The organism is Nocardioides potassii (genome assembly GCF_021648885.1).
In the GTDB taxonomy this organism is placed as follows: Bacteria; Actinomycetota; Actinomycetes; order Propionibacteriales; family Nocardioidaceae; genus Nocardioides; species Nocardioides potassii.
In genome coordinates, this window is record NZ_JAKJHZ010000011.1 from 44,384 (window position 1) to 61,164 (window position 16,781).

19 protein-coding genes are annotated in these 16,781 nt (G+C 71.6%); 7 read left to right on the forward strand and 12 right to left on the reverse strand.

Annotated features, from left to right (window positions below; all coding sequences use genetic code 11):
- Nucleotides 1-7 precede the first annotated feature (7 nt).
- The 4 genes from ybeY to L2K70_RS18520 form a co-directional block, all read right to left on the reverse strand.
- Nucleotides 8-463 carry an rRNA maturation RNase YbeY gene (gene ybeY / locus L2K70_RS18505; protein WP_236404760.1) on the reverse strand — a complete coding sequence of 152 codons (456 nt, stop codon included), beginning with the start codon at nt 461-463 and terminating at the stop codon, nt 8-10.
- Nucleotides 460-1,518 (reverse strand): PhoH family protein, encoded by a 1,059-nt coding sequence (locus L2K70_RS18510; protein WP_236404762.1) that lies wholly within the window; start codon nt 1,516-1,518, stop codon nt 460-462. Before L2K70_RS18510 ends, ybeY begins: the two co-directional genes overlap by 4 nt.
- 185 nt (nt 1,519-1,703) lie before the next feature.
- Nucleotides 1,704-2,927 carry a hypothetical protein gene (locus L2K70_RS18515; protein WP_236404763.1) on the reverse strand — a complete coding sequence of 408 codons (1,224 nt, stop codon included), beginning with the start codon at nt 2,925-2,927 and terminating at the stop codon, nt 1,704-1,706.
- Nucleotides 2,927-3,277 (reverse strand): HIT domain-containing protein, encoded by a 351-nt coding sequence (locus tag L2K70_RS18520; RefSeq protein ID WP_236404764.1) that lies wholly within the window; start codon nt 3,275-3,277, stop codon nt 2,927-2,929. The genes L2K70_RS18515 and L2K70_RS18520 overlap by 1 nt, the downstream gene beginning before the upstream one ends.
- 74 nt (nt 3,278-3,351) lie before the next feature.
- Here L2K70_RS18520 and L2K70_RS18525 point away from each other — a divergent pair, with 74 nt between their 5' ends.
- The 3 genes from L2K70_RS18525 (at nt 3,352) to L2K70_RS18535 (ending at nt 5,903) form a co-directional block, all read left to right on the forward strand.
- Nucleotides 3,352-4,299 carry a Gmad2 immunoglobulin-like domain-containing protein gene (locus L2K70_RS18525; RefSeq protein WP_236404765.1) on the forward strand — a complete coding sequence of 316 codons (948 nt, stop codon included), beginning with the start codon at nt 3,352-3,354 and terminating at the stop codon, nt 4,297-4,299.
- A gap of 69 nt (nt 4,300-4,368) precedes the next feature.
- A complete protein-coding gene (locus L2K70_RS18530; protein WP_236404766.1) occupies nt 4,369-4,911 on the forward strand; it encodes a SigE family RNA polymerase sigma factor in 543 nt (180 codons plus the stop codon).
- Nucleotides 4,908-5,903 (forward strand): GerMN domain-containing protein, encoded by a 996-nt coding sequence (locus L2K70_RS18535; protein WP_236404767.1) that lies wholly within the window; start codon nt 4,908-4,910, stop codon nt 5,901-5,903. Before L2K70_RS18530 ends, L2K70_RS18535 begins: the two co-directional genes overlap by 4 nt.
- On the opposite strand, the gene L2K70_RS18540 is transcribed toward L2K70_RS18535, so the two are convergent.
- Genes L2K70_RS18540 through hrcA form a run of 3 tightly spaced genes read right to left on the reverse strand, consistent with a single transcriptional unit; the run spans nt 5,900 to nt 8,850 of the window.
- On the reverse strand, nt 5,900-6,640 hold the full coding sequence (locus L2K70_RS18540) for a 16S rRNA (uracil(1498)-N(3))-methyltransferase (protein ID WP_236404768.1): 741 nt from the start codon (nt 6,638-6,640) through the stop codon (nt 5,900-5,902). The two genes, L2K70_RS18535 and L2K70_RS18540, sit on opposite strands and share 4 nt — an antisense overlap.
- Nucleotides 6,641-6,652: 12 nt before the next feature.
- Nucleotides 6,653-7,831 (reverse strand): molecular chaperone DnaJ, encoded by a 1,179-nt coding sequence (gene dnaJ / locus L2K70_RS18545; protein ID WP_236404769.1) that lies wholly within the window; start codon nt 7,829-7,831, stop codon nt 6,653-6,655.
- Nucleotides 7,828-8,850 carry a heat-inducible transcriptional repressor HrcA gene (hrcA, locus tag L2K70_RS18550; protein WP_236404770.1) on the reverse strand — a complete coding sequence of 341 codons (1,023 nt, stop codon included), beginning with the start codon at nt 8,848-8,850 and terminating at the stop codon, nt 7,828-7,830. The genes dnaJ and hrcA overlap by 4 nt, the downstream gene beginning before the upstream one ends.
- A gap of 79 nt (nt 8,851-8,929) precedes the next feature.
- On the opposite strand from hrcA, the gene L2K70_RS18555 reads away from it, so the two are divergent.
- Nucleotides 8,930-9,793 carry an MBL fold metallo-hydrolase gene (locus tag L2K70_RS18555; protein WP_236404771.1) on the forward strand — a complete coding sequence of 288 codons (864 nt, stop codon included), beginning with the start codon at nt 8,930-8,932 and terminating at the stop codon, nt 9,791-9,793.
- Nucleotides 9,794-9,847: 54 nt separating this feature from the next.
- On the forward strand, nt 9,848-10,204 hold the full coding sequence (locus tag L2K70_RS18560) for a hypothetical protein (protein ID WP_236404772.1): 357 nt from the start codon (nt 9,848-9,850) through the stop codon (nt 10,202-10,204).
- Nucleotides 10,205-10,207: 3 nt separating this feature from the next.
- On the opposite strand, the gene L2K70_RS18565 is transcribed toward L2K70_RS18560, so the two are convergent.
- Nucleotides 10,208-10,513: a hypothetical protein gene (locus L2K70_RS18565; protein WP_236404773.1), complete on the reverse strand. Its 306-nt coding sequence runs from the start codon at nt 10,511-10,513 to the stop codon at nt 10,208-10,210.
- Nucleotides 10,514-10,606: 93 nt separating this feature from the next.
- On the opposite strand from L2K70_RS18565, the gene L2K70_RS18570 reads away from it, so the two are divergent.
- A complete protein-coding gene (locus L2K70_RS18570) occupies nt 10,607-11,452 on the forward strand; it encodes a DUF3097 domain-containing protein (RefSeq protein WP_236404774.1) in 846 nt (281 codons plus the stop codon).
- A gap of 105 nt (nt 11,453-11,557) precedes the next feature.
- Here L2K70_RS18570 and hemW read toward each other — a convergent pair whose 3' ends face one another.
- The 3 genes from hemW to L2K70_RS18585 form a co-directional block, all read right to left on the reverse strand.
- Entirely contained in the window at nt 11,558-12,775 is a 1,218-nt protein-coding gene (gene hemW, locus L2K70_RS18575) for a radical SAM family heme chaperone HemW (RefSeq protein ID WP_236404775.1), read from the reverse strand.
- Nucleotides 12,776-12,829: 54 nt separating this feature from the next.
- A complete protein-coding gene (locus tag L2K70_RS18580) occupies nt 12,830-14,650 on the reverse strand; it encodes an AMP-dependent synthetase/ligase (protein WP_236404776.1) in 1,821 nt (606 codons plus the stop codon).
- 180 nt (nt 14,651-14,830) lie between these two features.
- Nucleotides 14,831-15,775, reverse strand: a complete 945-nt coding sequence (locus tag L2K70_RS18585) for an aminoglycoside phosphotransferase family protein (protein ID WP_236404777.1) — start codon at nt 15,773-15,775, stop codon at nt 14,831-14,833.
- Nucleotides 15,776-15,798: 23 nt separating this feature from the next.
- On the opposite strand from L2K70_RS18585, the gene L2K70_RS18590 reads away from it, so the two are divergent.
- Nucleotides 15,799-16,251, forward strand: coding sequence for an XdhC family protein (locus L2K70_RS18590; protein ID WP_236404779.1), 453 nt, complete (start codon nt 15,799-15,801; stop codon nt 16,249-16,251).
- A 19-nt stretch (nt 16,252-16,270) separates the two neighbouring features.
- Here the strand turns inward: L2K70_RS18590 and L2K70_RS18595 are convergent, their stop codons facing one another.
- Complete coding sequence (locus L2K70_RS18595) at nt 16,271-16,744, reverse strand: SRPBCC family protein (protein WP_236404781.1); 474 nt, start codon at nt 16,742-16,744, stop codon at nt 16,271-16,273.
- Nucleotides 16,745-16,781: the final 37 nt, after the last annotated feature.

Consider the following 16,781-nt stretch of genomic DNA (forward strand, 5'->3'; position numbering starts at 1 on the left):
GGTCACCTCATTCGGGGCGTGCGCGCCACTTGTCGAGCAGCTCACCCTGCAGCCCGAACATCACGGCGTGCTCCTCCGGCTCGGCGTGGTCGTAGCCGAGCAGGTGCAGGATGCCGTGGACGGTGAGCAGGTCGATCTCGGCCTCGCGGCCGTGGCCGGCCTCCTCGCCCTGCCGCTCGGCGACGGACGGCGCGAGCACGAGGTCGCCGAGGACGCCCTCCTCGGGGTCCTCGTTGACGCGGCCGGGGCGCAGCTCGTCCATCGGGAAGGCCAGCACGTCGGTGGGACCCTCCTTCTCCATCCACTGCTCGTTGAGCTCGGCGATGGTGTCCTCGTCGACCGCCTTGATGCACAGCTCGGCCTGCGGGTGGACGCGCATCTCGTCCATCACGAAGCGGGCGAGGCGCGACAGCCGGCGTACGTCGAACTCGAGGCCCGACTCGTTGAGGACCTCGATGCTCATCGCGGACGCCGTTCGGCCTGTGCCGCCCCGGACGGTCCGCTGCGCGGACGCTGGCTCTCGGCCTCGGCGTCGAACTGGTCGTAGGCCTCGACGATGCGACCGACGAGGCGGTGGCGTACGACGTCGGTGCCGGTGAGGCGGCAGAACGTGATGTCCTCGACGCCCTCGAGGATGCCCTCGACCACCCGGAGACCGGACTTCGTGCCCGACGGCAGGTCGACCTGGCTGGTGTCGCCGGTGACGACGATGCGCGAGCCGAAGCCCAGGCGGGTGAGGAACATCTTCATCTGCTCGGGCGTCGTGTTCTGCGCCTCGTCGAGGATGATGAAGGAGTCGTTGAGCGACCGGCCGCGCAGGAACGCCAGCGGCGCCACCTCGATCGTCCCGGCGGCGAGCAGCTTGGGGATCGTCTCCGGGTCCACCATGTCGTGCAGCGCGTCGTAGAGCGGACGCAGGTAGGGGTCGATCTTCTCGCTGAGCGTGCCGGGCAGGAAGCCGAGCCGCTCCCCCGCCTCGACGGCCGGACGGCTCAGGATGATCCGGTTGACCTCCTTGGCCTGCAGCGCCTGCACGGCCTTCGCCATCGCGAGGTAGGTCTTGCCAGTGCCGGCCGGGCCGATGCCGAAGGTGATGGTGCTGGTGTCGATCGACTCGACGTAACGCTTCTGGTTGAGCGTCTTCGGGCGGATCGTCCGGCCGCGGTTGGACAGGATGTTGAGGCTCAGCACGTCGGCCGGCCGCTCCTGCGTCTCCGTGCGGAGCATCTGGATGATCCGCTCGACCGTCTCGCCCGTGACGCCCTGACCGGTGCGGACGAGCGTGACGACCTCGTCGAGCAGCCGCTCGGCCATCGCCACCTCGGCGGAGTCGCCGGCGAGCGTGATCCGGTTGCCGCGGACGTGGATGGTCGCCTCGAAGGCGCGCTCGATCAGCCGGAGGTGCTCGTCGCCCGGACCCAGGACGGAGACCATGTCGATGCTGTTGGGGACGACGACGGTGTGCGTCGGCGTGTCCTGCTGGCTGCTGGAGCGCGTGCTGCGGGTGCTGTCAGTCATGGATGCCCGTGACGGGCGACCTTCCGGGTCGGTGGCAGAGCCCTTCCATGCTACCGAGCGGGCGGCGTCGGGCACACCTGAGTAAGGGTGGACCCTCCCTCACCATGGGATGTCGACCAATGGGCACTTCCCCATGTCAGTTGACGCAGGGAGGTGCACGTTCGCCTACATCCCATGGTGGACGATCAGGGACGGGTGACCTGCAGCATGCCCAGGCACATCTCGTCGGTGGTGCCCTCGCCCCACACGACGTAGCGGTCGGGCTGGCCCTCGAACGCCGGCAGCTTGTCGCGCAGCCACTGGACGTGGGTGCACGTCACCTTGACCTGCTCGAACGGCTGCAGGGTGATCGGCTCGATCGGGCGGCTGCCCTGGTCGTCGAAGTCCCAGACGGGGATGTCGAGGATCGTCTGCGCCTGCGGGGTGCCCGGCCGGACCTCGATCTTGATGGAGCGGCCCAGCAGGTGCATGTGGCCGGCGACGCCGTGGATCGTGACCGGCTCCGACATCGTGCGCAGGCACGACTGGGTCCGGCCGGGCTTCGGCTTGCCGCCGCACAGGAAGTAGAGGAGGTCTGCGGTGTTGCCCTCCGCTCCGAACCGCTCCTTGACGTCGGCCAGGGCCGCGTCCCGGTCGCACAGCTCGCCGTCGGCGTGGTCTGGTCGGCACGGCAGCTCGACCGGCGCCGGGAGGAGCATCGTGCTGAGGGCCTGGTACTTCCGGCTCCCGGGCGCGAGGCGCAGCTGGGCCGCCGAGGTGTCGGGCTCCTGCCCGGCCAGCAGGTTGTAGTGCACCTGCATCACGATCCGGCTGCCCTTGGCCAGGCGGATGCCGAAGCCGGGCTTGGTCACCGACTCCTTGCCGCCCGGCGCCCACGCGCCGATCCACGAGGACCGGTTGACGTCCTGGAAGCGGTCGAGCCCCGTGCCGCCGAAGCAGGTCCAGCCCTCGCCGTCCTCCGCCGCGTCCTTGGCCTCCGCCGCGGCGACCTGCTCGGGCGTGACCTGGAACAGGATCACGTGGTGCACGACGTCGGGGTTGCCCGGCAGCACCTGGGTGCCGGTCAGCCACGCGTCCTTGTCGAGCTCGGGGTCGAGCAGGAAGCACCGGTAGTCGTCGGTACCGGTGCCGTAGGGCGCGGACGGCGTGTAGCTGCCGGGCATCGCGATCGTCGTACGCGTCTCTCCCGGACGCAGCGGACGGGCCCTGGCCGGCGTCACCTGGTGGCCGTCGTGGCCCTGGGTGAGCTCGTCGTCGGGGCTGGCCTCCGGGCTGCCCGACGCGCTCGGCGAGGCGTCGGACGGCTGCGTGGCAGTGTCGTCGTCGGAGCCGCCTGCCCCGCCGCACGCGGACAGCGTGAGGAGGCTGGTGGCGAGGACGGCGGCCAGCGCGCGGCGCCTGCGGGACATCAGACCAGCGCCTCGGTCATGCCGGTCGACCCGGCGAGGACGTGGACGTGGGTGTGGAACACGGTCTGACCGGCGCCCGCTCCGGTGTTGAGGACCAGCCGGTAGTCGGCGTTGCCGGCCGCCTGGGCGACCTCGTCAGCCAGGGCCACCACGTGGCCGAGGCTGGCCGGGTCGGCGGCCGCGCTGGCGGCGGCGTTCTCGTGGTGGTCGAACGGGACGACGAGCGCGTGGAACGGCGCCTGCGGGTTGAGGTCGCGGAAGGCGATCGCCGCGTCGCTGCGGCCGAGCACCTCGGCCGGGAGCTCGCCCGCGACGATCTTGCAGAAGACACAGTCGGGTGCGGTGATCACCGGACCAGCCTAGGGTCTGGCGCCGCGGCGTGTAACCGATCGAGCGGGCCGCTCGTCCAACTACCGTGAACACCATGACCTTCCCCGTCCGCCGCTCCTCACGACGAGGAGTGCGCGCGCCCGCCGCAGCGCTCCTCGCCACTGTCTGCATGCTCGCCTCGGCCGGGTGCGGCACGGGCGACGACGACCCCGCGCCGACCTCGAGCGACGTCAAGGAACCCGTGTCGGAGGGATCGGCGGAACCGGAGGCGCAGGAGCCCAGCGAGTCCCCGACGGAGACGCCCACGACCGACGAGGGCACCGTCGTCCCGATCTACTGGGTCGGCGACGGACCCGGCGGCGAGAGCCGGCTGTTCCGCGAGTTCCACCGGGTGGAGGGCAACCCGCTGACCGAGGCCGCACGCTTGGTCATGGGGGGCGGCCAGCCCGACGACCCGGACTACCGCACGCTCTGGCCGCAGGTCGAGGTCGCCGACGTCGGCGCCACCGACGGGGTGCTGCTGGTCCAGGTCGCGGGCGACGGGTTCACCGAACGGCCCGACGGGATGTCGAAGCGCGACGCGGAGCTGGCGATGCAGCAGCTCGTCTACACGTTGCAGGGCGTCCAGCAGGAGCGGGTCCCGGTCCAGGTGATGCGCACCGCGGACGACGTACCGCTGCTCGGGATGCCGACGGCCGTGCCGGTCGAGCAGGCGAGCGCGCTCGAGACCCTCAACCTGGTCAGCATCACGTCCCCCGAGGAGGGTGCGACCGTCACGTCCGGCACGCTTACGGTCACCGGCGTGGCGAACTCGTTCGAGGCCTCCGGCCCGTGCCGGCTCCTGGTCGACGACGTGGAGATGGTGGTGCAGCCCTACCAGGCGGAGGGCTGGATGGAGGACCGGCTGTTCCCGTTCGAGGTCGACTTCCCGCTGGAAGGGATCTCGGGCGAGGTCGTCGTCCAGTGCGAGACCGACGACCCCTCCGGTGGCGCCGAGGGCGACGGTCCGTCGATCGACACGAAGACGATCACTGTCGGGTAGCCGTCAACCGGGGCGTGACCTGGCGCGTCCCACTGCGTGATCACCCTGACCAGACGACGAGGTAGCCCCGTGACCGAGTCCCCACCCTCGATCACCGGCCTCGTCGGAGCCGATGCCGACGTGGCCGTCGAGGAGCTGTACGCCGCCCACTGGCGCCAGCTCGTCCGGCTCTCGGTCCTGCTGGTGCACGACCGGGCGTCGGCCGAGGACGTCGTCCAGGACGCGTTCGTCGCGATGCACGGCCGGTGGTCGCGGCTCCGCGACCCGGACAAGGCCCTCGCCTACCTGCGCCAGGCCGTGGTCAACCGCTCGCGATCGGTGCTGAGACACCGCGTCGTGGTCGAGCGGCACGCGCGCAACAGCGCGCCCGACGAGGGCGTCGTCGACGGCCCCGGCCTCGGCGGCCCGCGCCGCGACGCGGTGCAGCAGGCGCTGCGACAGCTGTCGGACCGGCAGCGCGAGGTCCTCGTGCTCCAGCACTACCTGGACTGGTCGGAGTCGCAGGTCGCCGACGCGCTCGGCATCACCCGCGGCGCCGTCAAGGCATACGGACACCGGGGTCGCGCCGCGCTGCGCGACCTCCTCGGCGACTGGTGGGAGGACCCGTCATGACCACGATCAAGGACCTGCTCCACGAGGTCACCGACGCCGTCGAGCCCGGCGACCGGCTCGACGCGATCCGCGCCGCCACGGCGCAGGGCGGACGTCGTACGCATCGGGGGTGGTGGGCGGCCGGCGGCGCCGGGCTCGTGGCCGCGTCGGTCGTGACGGCGCTGGCGCTGTCGACGGGCGGCGGTCCCGGTGAATCGCTTCCCGGGCCGGCGCAGGAGTCGACGGGGACCGCGACCACCTCGGCGACGGAGAACCCGAACACGAGCCGCGTCGTCCCGATCTACTTCGTCGGCGAAACGCCCACCGGCCCCCGGCTCTTCCGCGAGCTCCAGCGCGGCACCGGCCCGATGTCCGCGGAGACCTTCGCGCTCGACGCGGCACTGAGCGGCGCCTCCCTCGACCCGGACTACCGGACCCCCTGGCCCGCGGGCGCCGTCTCCGAGGCCTACGGGATGACCGAGAACCTGATCTCCGTGACCATCATGGGCGACCTCCACGACCGACCGCCCGGGATGAGCGAGGAGGAGGCGAGGCTGGCGATCGAGCAGGTCGTCCGGACTGCACAAGGCGTCTGGGGACACGGTCGCGTGCCCGTCGAGCTCCGGCTCAACGGCGCGACGTCGGACCAGATCCTCGGCGTCCCAACCTCAGAGCCGCTCTCGACGAGTCCCGACCTGGACGTGCTGTCCCACGTGAATCTCTCCGACCCGGTCGAGGGTCAGGTGGTCGACAACGACGAGCCCCTGACGGTGAGAGGTGTCGGCGCCAGCGCAGACGACCGGGTGTCGCTCAGCATCCGGCAGTGGGACGGCCCGGCCGTGCTCTATCAGCTCGACGTCGACCTCGAGCCCTCGGACGCACAGCTCGCACCCTTCAGCGTCAAGTGGTCGCTCGGCAGCCGCCCCCCGGGTGACTACGAGGTGGTTGTCACCGTGACCGATGCTGACGGAACTGTCGACACGGACACTCGCCGGATCACCGTCGTCGACTAGCGCCAGCGGTCGGTGCGCGAGAGCAGCGCGGCGACCGCGACGACGCCGGCGGTCGAGGTGCGCAGGACCTCGGCGCCCAGCCGTACGCTTCGCGCGCCCGCAGCGGCGAGGGCGTCGAGCTCCTCGGGCGCGATCCCGCCCTCCGGTCCGACGACGACCACGATGCGCCCGGAGGCGGCTACGTCGATAGCGCTGAGGGGGTCGGTGGCGTCCTCGTGGAGGACGACCGCGAGGTCGGCCTCGCCGACGATCACGGCGAGATCAGCGGTCGACGCGAGCGGCGTGACCTCGGGCAGCCACGAGCGACGCGACTGCTTGGCGGCCTCGCGGGCGGTGGCCTGCCACTTCGCGTGCGACTTCGCCGCGCGCTCGCCCTTCCAGACCGCCACCGAGCGGGAGGCGGCCCACGGGACGATGCGGTCGACACCGACCTCCGTGAGCACCTCGACCGCGAGCTCGCCGCGGTCGCCCTTCGGCAGCGCCTGGACGACGGTGATCGCGGGCTCGGGGCGATCGTCGTGCGCCACCGACTCGACCGAGACGGCGAGGACGCGCTTGCCGGTCGAGGCGACCGACCCGGTGACGGAGGTCCCGAGCCCGTCGGTCAGCACGACCTGCTCGCCCTCGCGCAGCCGTCGTACGGCGACCGCGTGGTGCGCCTCGTCGCCCGTGACCTCGACGAGCGAGCCGGGCGACGCGTCGGCCAGCGACTCGACCAGGTGGACGGGGAGGGACATCGGCGAGCTCGATCAGCCCTGGAAGGCGTCGCGGAGCCGGCCGAACATCCCCTTGGTGGGTGCCTCGTTCCGGCCGTCGGGCGACTCCTCGCCGCGGATGGCGGCGAGCTCGCGCATCAGCTCCTCCTGGCGCGGGTCGAGCCGCGTCGGGGTGTCGACCTTGATGCTCACGACGAGGTCGCCGCGACCGCCGCGCAGGCTGGGCACGCCGAAGCCGCGGATGACCTGCTCGCTGCCCGACTGGGTGCCGGGGCGGACGTCGAGGTCGTAGGTCGTCACCGGCTTCTCGTCGGCCGGCGTCTCCTCGGACGGCGACAGGTCGGCCTCGAGGAGCGGGAGGGTCAGCTTGGTGCCGAGCGCGGCCGCCGTCATCGGCAGCGACACCGTCGTGTGCAGGTCGTTGCCGTGGCGGGTGAAGGTCTTGTGGGGCTCGACGTGGATCTCGACGTAGAGGTCGCCGGCGGGGCCGCCGCCCGGACCGACCTCGCCCTGACCGGCGAGCTGGACGCGGGTGCCGTGGTCGACGCCGGCGGGGATCTTCACGGTCAGCGTGCGGCGCGAGCGGACGCGGCCGTCGCCAGAGCACTCGCGGCACGGGTCCGGGATGATCGAGCCGTAGCCGCGGCAGGCCGCGCAGGGGCGCAGGGTGCGGATCTCGCCGAGGAACGAGCGCTGGACCACGGCGACCTCGCCCTGGCCGTGGCAGGTCTCGCACGTGATCGGCGAGGTGCCGGGGGCGGTGCCCTCGCCGTGGCAGGTCTCGCAGGTGAGCGCGGTGTCGACCTTGAGGTCACGCGTGACACCGAAGGCAGCGTCGGCCAGCGTGACGTCGAGGCGGATGAGGGCGTCCTGGCCGCGGCGGGCCCGCGAGCGCGGACCGCGGGAGGCGCCGCCGGCGGCCGCACCGCCGCCGCCGAAGAACGCGTCCATGATGTCGGTGAACGAGAAGCCCTGGCCGGCACCGCCGAAGCCCTGGCTGAAGGCGTCGCCGCCCCGGTCGTACGCCGCCCGCTTCTGCGGGTCACTGAGCACCTCGTAGGCGCGCGAGACGTCCTTGAAGCGCTCCTGCGTCTCCGGGTCGGGGTTGACGTCGGGGTGGAGCTGGCGGGCCAGCTTGCGGTAGGCCTTCTTGACGTCGTCGGCGCTCGCGTCGCGCGAGACGCCGAGGATCTCGTAGGGGTCCTGGGTCACTGGTTTCCTTCATCGAGGATCCGGGACACGTAGCGCGCGACGGCGCGCACGGCGGCCATGGATCCGGGGTAGTCCATGCGGGTGGGTCCGACCACGCCGAGGGAGCCGAGGTGGGCATCCATCGGGCCGTAGCCGGTGGCCACGACACTGGTCGCGGCGAGCTCGGAGTAGGGGCCCTCGTGGCCGATCCGCACGGTGACGGCGTCGGCTCCCGACTCCCCCAGCAGCTTGAGCAGCACGACGTGCTCCTCCAGCGCCTCGAGCAGCGGACGCACGGCGGTGTCGAAGTCGCCGTAGCGCGCGAGGTTGGCGGTGCCGCTGACGGCCACCCGCTCGTCGCTGCGGTGGTCCGACATGGCCTCGGTCAGCACGGCCACGATGGCGCGGGTCGCATCGGCCTGGTCGGGGCGTGCGACCCCCGGCAGCTCGCCCAGGGCGGCCGCGGCGGCCGCGATCTGCACGCCGCTGGCAGCACCGTTGACGGCGACCCGGACCTCGGCGAGGTCCGCGTCGGCGATCGGTGCCTCGAGCTCGACGAGACGCTGCTCGACCCGTCCGGTGCTGAGGATCAGGATCAGCATGAGGCGGGTCGGGGTCAGCGGGACGAGCTCGACGTGGCGCACCGTCGAGCGCGAGAGCGTCGGGTACTGCACGATGGCGACCTGGCGGGTCAGCTGGCTCAGCAGCCGCACCGACCTCTGCACGACGTCGTCGAGGTCGACCGCGCCGTCGAGGAGCGTCGCGATCGCCCGGCGCTCGGCCGTGCTCATCGGCTTGAGGGTGGCGAGCTTGTCGACGAAGAGCCGGTAGCCCTTGTCGGTCGGCACCCGGCCGGCGCTCGTGTGGGGCTGGTGGATGTAGCCCTCCTCCTCCAGCGCCGCCATGTCGTTGCGGACGGTGGCCGGAGACACGCCGAGGCCGTGCCGCTCCACGAGTGCCTTCGAGCCAACCGGCTCCTCGGTCGCGACGTAGTCCTCCACGATCGCGCGGAGCACGTCGAGCTTGCGGTCGTCGACCATGGAGACCTCCTCTGCTCGCCGATCTGGCACTCGTGTGACGGGAGTGCCAACTCTACTAGCAGCCCGTAGGGTCCGGGGCATGCCCGACTCCACCTCCCGGTTCACCGAGGTCGCGCCCCGGGTCTGGGTGGCCCACTACGACTGGATGCACGTCAACATCACGCTGGTCGGCGGCTCGGACGGGCTGCTGATGGTGGACACGCACGGCTCGGCGGAGGCCGCGCGGGCGGTCGCGGACGACGTACGACGACTCGGTGCCGGCCCGCTCACCGGGATCGTCAACACGCACGAGCACTGGGACCACCACTTCGGCAACGCGACCATCGTCCAGGCCTTCGGCGAGGTGCCGATCCACGCCACCGACTGGGCGCGCGACCACATCGAGGAGTCGGCCCGGCACACCTTCGAGCACTACGAGCAGGCGGCCGACCACCCGCACCGCGAGGAGATCCTCGCCACGACGCTCCACCTGCCGACCCACACCTTCTCCTCCGCCGTCCAGCTCGACCTCGGCGACCGCGCGGTCGAGCTGATCCACCCCGGCCGGGGCCACACCGCGGGCGACCTCGTCGTCCGGGTCCCGGACGCCGACGTGGTGGTCGGTGGCGACCTCGTCGAGGAGTCCGACCCGCCCTTCATCGGCGACGACTCGTGGCCGCTCGAGTGGCCGCTCACGCTCGACCTCGTGCTGGGGCTGATGACCGACGCGACGGTCGTCGTACCGGGCCACGGCACGGTCGTCGACCGGGACTTCGTGCAGGACCAGCGCGTCGACCTCGGCGTGATCGCCGAGACCATCCGCGACCTCGCGTCCCGCGGCGTGCCGCAGTCGCAGGCGCTGGCCGAGGGCGAGTGGCCATGGGACCCCGCGCTCCTCGAGAGCGCCGTACGCCTGGGCTACGAGCACCTCCCCCGCAGCCAGAAGCGCCTGCCGCTGATCTAGCGGCACACCCGGAGGGGGCTGGACTGGCTGCACGCATCTGGGTAGGCATGAGGGATGAGCGAGAACCCGGACTCCAACGACACCCCCAAGTCCTCGAGCGGCACGAGCGAGGCCGACTCCGACCACTCCGGCGAGACCGCGTCCCCCGACCAGGCGACGCTGGGTGGGATCTCCGACGACCAGCTCCCCGAGGACCTGCAGCCGGGCGAGGACAACCCGCTGGCCGAGCCCCTCGACCCCGACGCCGAGGAGACCAAGAGCCAGGACGAGCTCGAGATGGATGCGACGCAGGAGGACCTGGGCAACCCGCCCGTCGAGTCGTCGAGCGACGACGGCTCCGATGCCGACGAGACAGGCGGAGGCGCCAACAGCGGCGAGGGTGCCGAGGGGTCGGGCATCGCCGAGGGCTGAGCCCTAGCGCGTGAGCGCCAGGAACACGATGAACGCCGTGTAGCCGCCGACGAAGACCAGCGCGACAGCAATCGCCACGACGAGCTCGTACGACGGCAGCAGCCGGCCGAACCACGTCCGGTTCTCGTCGGCGTACTCCTCGTAGTGGTTGTGCGAGTCCTGCCAGTTCAAGAACGCGGCGGTGCGCTCCCACCTGCCCATCTGCTCGCCGGGTCGGTCGAGGCCGTCGAGCTCGTCGGAGACGAAGCCGCTGCGCCCGCCGAACGAACGGGCGATGACCGACTGCTGGGTGGTGCGTCGTCGCGCCATCAGCGCTCCACCACCAGATGGTGTGACGTGGTCCCGCGTGTGCTCACGGCGTGCCCTCCCCCGAGATGGACTGGTCGTGCCTACCGTAGACCGGTGCCTGCTGATCGCTACGGAACCGACGTCCTCTCGGGTGACTGGCGCGCCCCGCGCAACGGCCGCGCCGTCGAGGTGCCCACCGAGATCGGGATGGTCGTCGAGGAGGTGACCACCGACTGGTGCGGTGAGGTCGTCGCCATCGACCGCGACATCGACACGCTCACGCTGGAGGACCGCCGCGGCAAGCGGCGTACGTTCCCGCTCGGGCCCGGTTTCCTGCTCGAGGGCAAGCCGGTCATCCTCACCCGCCCCGTCCGCTCGGGCGCTCCGGCGGCCCCCACCCGTACGGCGTCGGGGTCTGTCGCCGTGCAGGGCGCGAAGGCGCGCGTCGCCCGGGCGAGCCGCATCTTCGTCGAGGGCAGGCACGACGCCGAGCTGGTCGAGAAGGTCTGGGGCGACGACCTGCGGATCGAGGGCGTCGTCGTGGAGTACCTCGGCGGGGTCGACGACCTGGCTGACCACCTGCGCGACTTCAAGCCCGGCCCGCAGCGCCGCGTCGGCGTCCTGGTCGACCACCTCGTGCCGGGCTCGAAGGAGGCACGCATCGCCCAGGGCATCGCGCGCTCCCCCGTCGGCAAGCACGTGCTGGTCGTCGGGCACCCGTTCATCGACGTGTGGCAGGCCGTGAAGCCCGAACGGCTCGGGATCCAGAAGTGGCCGGCCGTGCCGCGCGGCATCGACTGGAAGACCGGGACGTGCCAGCAGCTCGGCTGGCCGCACCGCGACCAGGCCGACATCGCCCGCGCGTGGAAGCACATCCTCGGCCGCGTCACCTCCTACGCCGACCTCGAGCCGGCGCTGCTCGGTCGGGTGGAGGAGCTGATCGACTTCACGACGGGCTAGTCGCTGGTCGAGGTGCGAGGAGCGCCAGCGACGAGCCTCGAGACCTGCGGATCAATGTGATTTCGAGGCTCGCTGCGCTCGCACCTCAACCACCGATGGCACAGCTCAGTCGACGAGGTCGCGGACGATCGCGTCGGCGAGCAGGCGGCCGCGGAGGGTGAGGACCAGCCGCTCGGCGACGAGCTCGACCAGCCCGTCGGCGACCAGGCGCGCGACCTGCGAGCGCCCGGGCGCGTCGAGCGCCGTGACCGGTAGCCCGTCGACGAGCCGGATCTCCAGCAGGATCCGCTCGACCTTCTGGTCGCGGTAGCCGAGCACCTCGCGGGCGAGCGCGGGTGAGACGCCGCGGGCCAGCCGCTCGGCGTAGGCCGCCGGGTGCTTGACGTTCCACCAGCGCACCCCGCCGACGTGCGAGTGCGCGCCGGGGCCGACGCCCCACCAGTGGCCGCCGGTCCAGTAGAGCTGGTTGTGGCGGCACCAGTGGTCGGGCGAGGACGCCCAGTTCGACACCTCGTACCACGCGAGCCCGGCAGCCGAGAACCGCTCGTCGGCGAGCAGGTACTTGTCGGCGAGGTCGTCCTCGTCGGGCATCGGCAGCTCGCCGCGGGCGACCTGCCGCCCCATCGCGGTGCCGTCCTCGACGATCAGGGAGTACGCCGAGACGTGGTCGGGACGGCACGCCAGCGCAGTGTCCACCGAGGTCTCCCAGTCGGCGATGGACTCACCGGGCGTGCCGTAGATGAGGTCCAGGCTGACGTCGTCGAAGCCTGCCTGCCGCGCCCAGTCGACGACCGCAGGCACGCGCATCGGGTCGTGGGTGCGGTCGAGGACGCGAAGGACGTGGTCGACCGCGGACTGCATGCCGAAGCTGATCCGGTTGAAGCCCGCGGTCCGCAGCTCCTCGAGGTCCCACGCGGCGACGCTGTCCGGGTTGGCCTCGGTGGTGATCTCGACGTCGTCGGCCAGGCCGAACTCGGCCGCCGCACTCGCCACGATCGCGCCCAGGTCGGCCGGCTTCAGCAGCGTCGGCGTACCGCCGCCGAAGAAGATCGTCTCGATCTTGACGTCGCGGTGGCCGAGCACGTGGCGGGCGAACCGGATCTCGCGGATCGCCGCCTCGGCGTACGACGACCGGCTGGCGCCGACCTCGTCGCCGAGCTCGAGGGCGGTGTAGGTGTTGAAGTCGCAGTAGCCGCAGCGCACGCTGCAGAACGGCACGTGGACGTAGAGGCCGAACGGCCGCCTGCCGAACTCCGCCCACGCGTCGTCGGGGAGCAGGCCGTCCTCGGGCGCGAGGTCGCCGTCGGGCTGGGCGGGGGGCACGGCGTCATCCAACCACGCGCGCACCCCCGCGCCCGACAGCGACTGCTCGAAGGTCTAGGCGTACATCGCGTCGATGAGCGCCTTGTTGTTCTCCTCGACGACGTTGCGCTTGACCTTCATCGAGGGCGTGAGCTCGCCTGACTCGATGGTGAGGTCGTGGTCGAGGAGCTTCCACTTCTTGATGGTCTCCCACCGGTTGAGCTTGCCGTTGAGCTCCTCGACGTAGTCGCTGACCATCTGGTGCACCGCGTCCGACTGCACGACCTCGGTGTAGGACTTGCCCTCCATGCCGTTCTCGGCGGCCCATCCGGCCATCGCGTCGGGGTCGAGGGTGACGAGCGCGACGACGTAGTTGCGCTCGTTGCCGAACACCATGAACTGGCTGGCGTAGGGGCAGATGGCCTTGAACTTCGACTCGATCGCCGGCGGGGCGATGTACTTGCCACCGGAGGTCTTGAACAGCTCCTTGATGCGGCCGGTGATGGTCAGGTAGCCGTCGGCGTCGAGCGAGCCCTTGTCGCCGGTGTGCAGCCAGCCGTCGGGGGTCAACGTCCTGGCGGTCTCCTCGGGGAGGTTGTGGTAGCCCTCCATCACGTGGGGGCCGCGCAGCATGACCTCGTCGCCCTCCCCGATCTTGACCTCGGCACCGGGCAGGGCCGGCCCGACGGTGCCGATGCGGTTGCGGTCGGGGTGGTTGACCGTCGCTCCGGCGGAGTTCTCGGTCATGCCGTAGCCCTCGAGGATGACGATGCCCGCGGCGTTGAACCACTCGGCGATCTCCCGGTTGAGGGCAGCGGAGCCCGAGATGAAGAACCGCACACGCCCGCCGAAGCGCTCGCGCACCTTGCTGAAGACGAGCTTGTCGAACAGGCCGTGCTGCAGCTTGAGCGGCAGCGGGACCGGCTTGCCCTCGCGCTTGAGCCGCTCGACCTCGAGGCCGACCGCAAACGCCTTGTGGAAGATCTTCTCCTTGGCGCCGCCCTCGGCCGCCTGCATCGTCTGGATCCGGCCGTAGGCCTTCTCGAAGATGCGCGGTGCGGCGCCCATGAACGTCGGCTTCACCGCCGCGCAGTTGTCGACGATCTTCTCGACGCGGCCGTCGACCGCGGACGCGAAGCCGCAGGCGAGCTGGGTCGAGAGGAGCACCTTGCCGAACGAGTGCGACATCGGCAGCCACAGGAACTGCAGGTCGGACTCGTCGAGGATCTTCTGGGCCTTGATCGCCTCGCCCTCGAAGACCCAGGACCGGTGGCGCAGCCGGACTCCCTTGGGCCGGCCGGTGGTTCCGGAGGTGTAGATCAGCGTCGCGAGCTGGTCGGGGGTCACGGCCTCGGACGCCTTGCGGACGACGTCGGGCTCGGCGGCGAGCTTCTCGGTGCCCAGCGCGGCGAGGTCGTCGAGCGAGATCACCCAGTCGCCGTCGGCCTTGCCGTCGAAGGTGACGACCTTCGTCAGGTGCGGCAGCTCGGCGCGGTGGGCCGTCAGCTTCGCGACCTGGGCGTCGTCCTCGGCGAAGACGATGCGGCTCTCGGAGTCGCCGAGGATGTAGGCGACGTCGTCGTCGTTGGTGCTGGGGTAGACGGTCGTGGTGGCACCGGCGGCGCACATCACGGCCAGGTCGGCGAGGATCCACTCGTAGCGGGTCCCGGAGGCGATGCCGACTCGCTGCTCGGGCTCGATGCCGAGCGCGATGAGGCCGGCGGCGAGGGCCTCCACCTTGTCGCCCACCTGCTTCCAGGTGACCGACTCCCAGGCCTCCCCACGCGGGAAACGGAAGGCTTCGGCGTCCGGGGTCTTGGCGACCCGGTCGAAGAACTGGACGGCCACGTTGGCCGGCATCGTGTCGAGGAAGGCCGTGTCGATGGTGGTCGGCATCTGTTACCTACTCATTCGTCGGAGCGTGGCGCGAGGGCGCCACCAGCGGGGGCGTGCTGACTTGGGCTGTAACCTAGATCACGCGCTTTACCGAGCGGTAGCAAACTCGGCGAATTCTCAGCAGCAGTGGTCGAGAACACGACTTTCCGCCCATCGGAGCGCCGATCTGGAGCGCGGTCCTCAGTCCTGCACGGCCTTCACGATGGCGATGCAGCGCGTGATCCAGTCCCGCTCCTCGGTGTCGAGCGGTCGGTTCGCACGCCGGGCGTCCTGCACCGACCAGCCGGCGTTGAGCACCATGCGTACGACGACCCAGTCCCGTGCGCGGTCCTCGTCGAGACCGGCGGTGTCGACGAGCGCGTGGAAGCGCCGTCGCAGCCCGTCCCGCAGCGAACCGACGGCACCGGGGCCGGTGAGCTCGTCCATCCGGTTCCACAGCATCGGAGCGGGCTCGTAGTGCGGGTCGCCCGCCATCGGTTTGGGGTCGATGGCCAGCCACTCCCCCGCGTCGTCGGCCATCACGTTGGCGTAGTGCAGGTCGCCGTGCACGACGACACTCCGTACGTCGTCGGCGAGGAGGTCTGGACCGAGGCCCAGTGCCTGGTCGACGTAGCGCCGCGGGACCGGGATGTCGCGGCCCATCTCGTGACACAGCTCGTCGAGCTCACGCAGCCAGCGGACCACGAAGGACTCGACGGTGGCGAGCTGCGGGAGGGCCGGGACGTGCAGTCGACCGTAGAGGCCGCCGACGACCTCGCACGCCTCGACGTCCCACGCGTCCGCGAGATCGGGACCCGGCAGCCAGTCCAGGAGCATCGCCCGGCGGCGCGGGTCGGCCCGCCGCAGCCGTACGGCGCCGCGGCCGCCCCAGTGCTGGAGCGCGAGTGCCTCGTGCGACGACTCGTCGTCGCCGTCGAAGGTGACCTTGAGGGCGCCGGGCACACCGTCCGCGTCGACGACCGGTGCGACGAGCGAGCAGAACCCGTGGAGCTCGCCCGCCACAGGGCGGAGCCGCCACTCCTCGAGGAGGTCGGCAGTCAGCCGCGGCAGCCGGTCGAGCCATGCCGCCCAGTCCTCACCGAGGGACGCCTGCGCCAGCAGTCCGGCAGGGATGGTGACGGGCACGCACTGACCCTAGGCTGACGGTCGTGAGCGAGCGGCAGCAGGCGTGGGTCGACGAGCCGGTGCAGCGGGGGCGGGTCGTGGTCCTCAGCGACAACCCGATCGCGCGGTGCATCGCTGCGGTCGCGTCGACGGTGGGACGGACGGTCCTGGTCGAGTCGGCCGACGACGGCGGTCCGGGGCTGCACATCCAGCCGGGCGATGCGGTGGTGCTGTGCGACCACGACGCGCCGGACGCACCTGCGGTCCTGCGCGCGGCCCTCGCCTCCGAGGCGGGCTACGTCGCGATGATGGCGAGCCGGGCGCGCGCGGCCGGCCTGGTGGAGGGGCTCGTGGCCGAGGGGGTCGACGTCAGCAAGCTCCACGTGCCGGCCGGGCACGACCTCGGCGGCAAGGCGCCGGGCGAGATCGCCCTCTCGGTGGTCGCCGAGATCGTCGCGGAGTCCTACGGCCGCCCCGGCGGCCCCATGCGCGGCTGACGGGGACCCGCCCCACCGCTCACCGGGCGAGCAGCGCCCGCTCGACCTCCTCGAGCGCCTGACGGGCGTAGCCCTGCCACATCCGGCCGAGTGCCGGCATGACCAGCGTGCCCGCTCGTGTCGGCTCGAGCACCCACTGCCAGGCCACCTCGACACCGTTGCCGGCGGGCGTGAACGACCACAGCCCCTGCGCACCGGTCACGAGCGGCTTCAACGCACCCGAGGTCGGGGCGATGTCGTAGCCGAAGCTCTCGCCCGGGACCACGCTGGTCAGCGTCTCGGCCATCGTGCCGCCGTCTGCCAGCACGATGGTGCGCGTCTGGCCGACGGTCCCCCACTCCCCGTGCTGGTCACGGACCGCCCTGATCGGCGGGAGCGCGAGGTAGCGGCGGCTGAAGATGAGGGGCAGCGGCATCGGCAGCACGGCGGCGTACGCCTCTGCGGCAGGCACGGGGACGGCGCGGCTGGCGCGCAGGGTGACGGAGGACGACATGGCGCCAGTCAACCGCGATCAGCCGACCTCCGGCAGG

Coding starts and splice junctions, on each gene's coding strand:
- L2K70_RS18555 (WP_236404771.1), top strand. CDS start 8,930: ATGCCCGACTCCACCTCCCGGTTCACCGAGGTCGCGCCCCGGGTCTGG.
- L2K70_RS18515 (WP_236404763.1), bottom strand. CDS start 2,927: ATGTCCCGCAGGCGCCGCGCGCTGGCCGCCGTCCTCGCCACCAGCCTC.
- L2K70_RS18535 (WP_236404767.1), top strand. CDS start 4,908: ATGACCACGATCAAGGACCTGCTCCACGAGGTCACCGACGCCGTCGAG.
- L2K70_RS18580 (WP_236404776.1), bottom strand. CDS start 14,650: ATGCCGACCACCATCGACACGGCCTTCCTCGACACGATGCCGGCCAAC.
- L2K70_RS18565 (WP_236404773.1), bottom strand. CDS start 10,513: ATGGCGCGACGACGCACCACCCAGCAGTCGGTCATCGCCCGTTCGTTC.
- L2K70_RS18525 (WP_236404765.1), top strand. CDS start 3,352: ATGACCTTCCCCGTCCGCCGCTCCTCACGACGAGGAGTGCGCGCGCCC.
- ybeY (WP_236404760.1), bottom strand. CDS start 463: ATGAGCATCGAGGTCCTCAACGAGTCGGGCCTCGAGTTCGACGTACGC.
- L2K70_RS18510 (WP_236404762.1), bottom strand. CDS start 1,518: ATGACTGACAGCACCCGCAGCACGCGCTCCAGCAGCCAGCAGGACACG.
- L2K70_RS18540 (WP_236404768.1), bottom strand. CDS start 6,640: ATGTCCCTCCCCGTCCACCTGGTCGAGTCGCTGGCCGACGCGTCGCCC.
- hrcA (WP_236404770.1), bottom strand. CDS start 8,850: ATGGTCGACGACCGCAAGCTCGACGTGCTCCGCGCGATCGTGGAGGAC.
- L2K70_RS18595 (WP_236404781.1), bottom strand. CDS start 16,744: ATGTCGTCCTCCGTCACCCTGCGCGCCAGCCGCGCCGTCCCCGTGCCT.
- L2K70_RS18560 (WP_236404772.1), top strand. CDS start 9,848: ATGAGCGAGAACCCGGACTCCAACGACACCCCCAAGTCCTCGAGCGGC.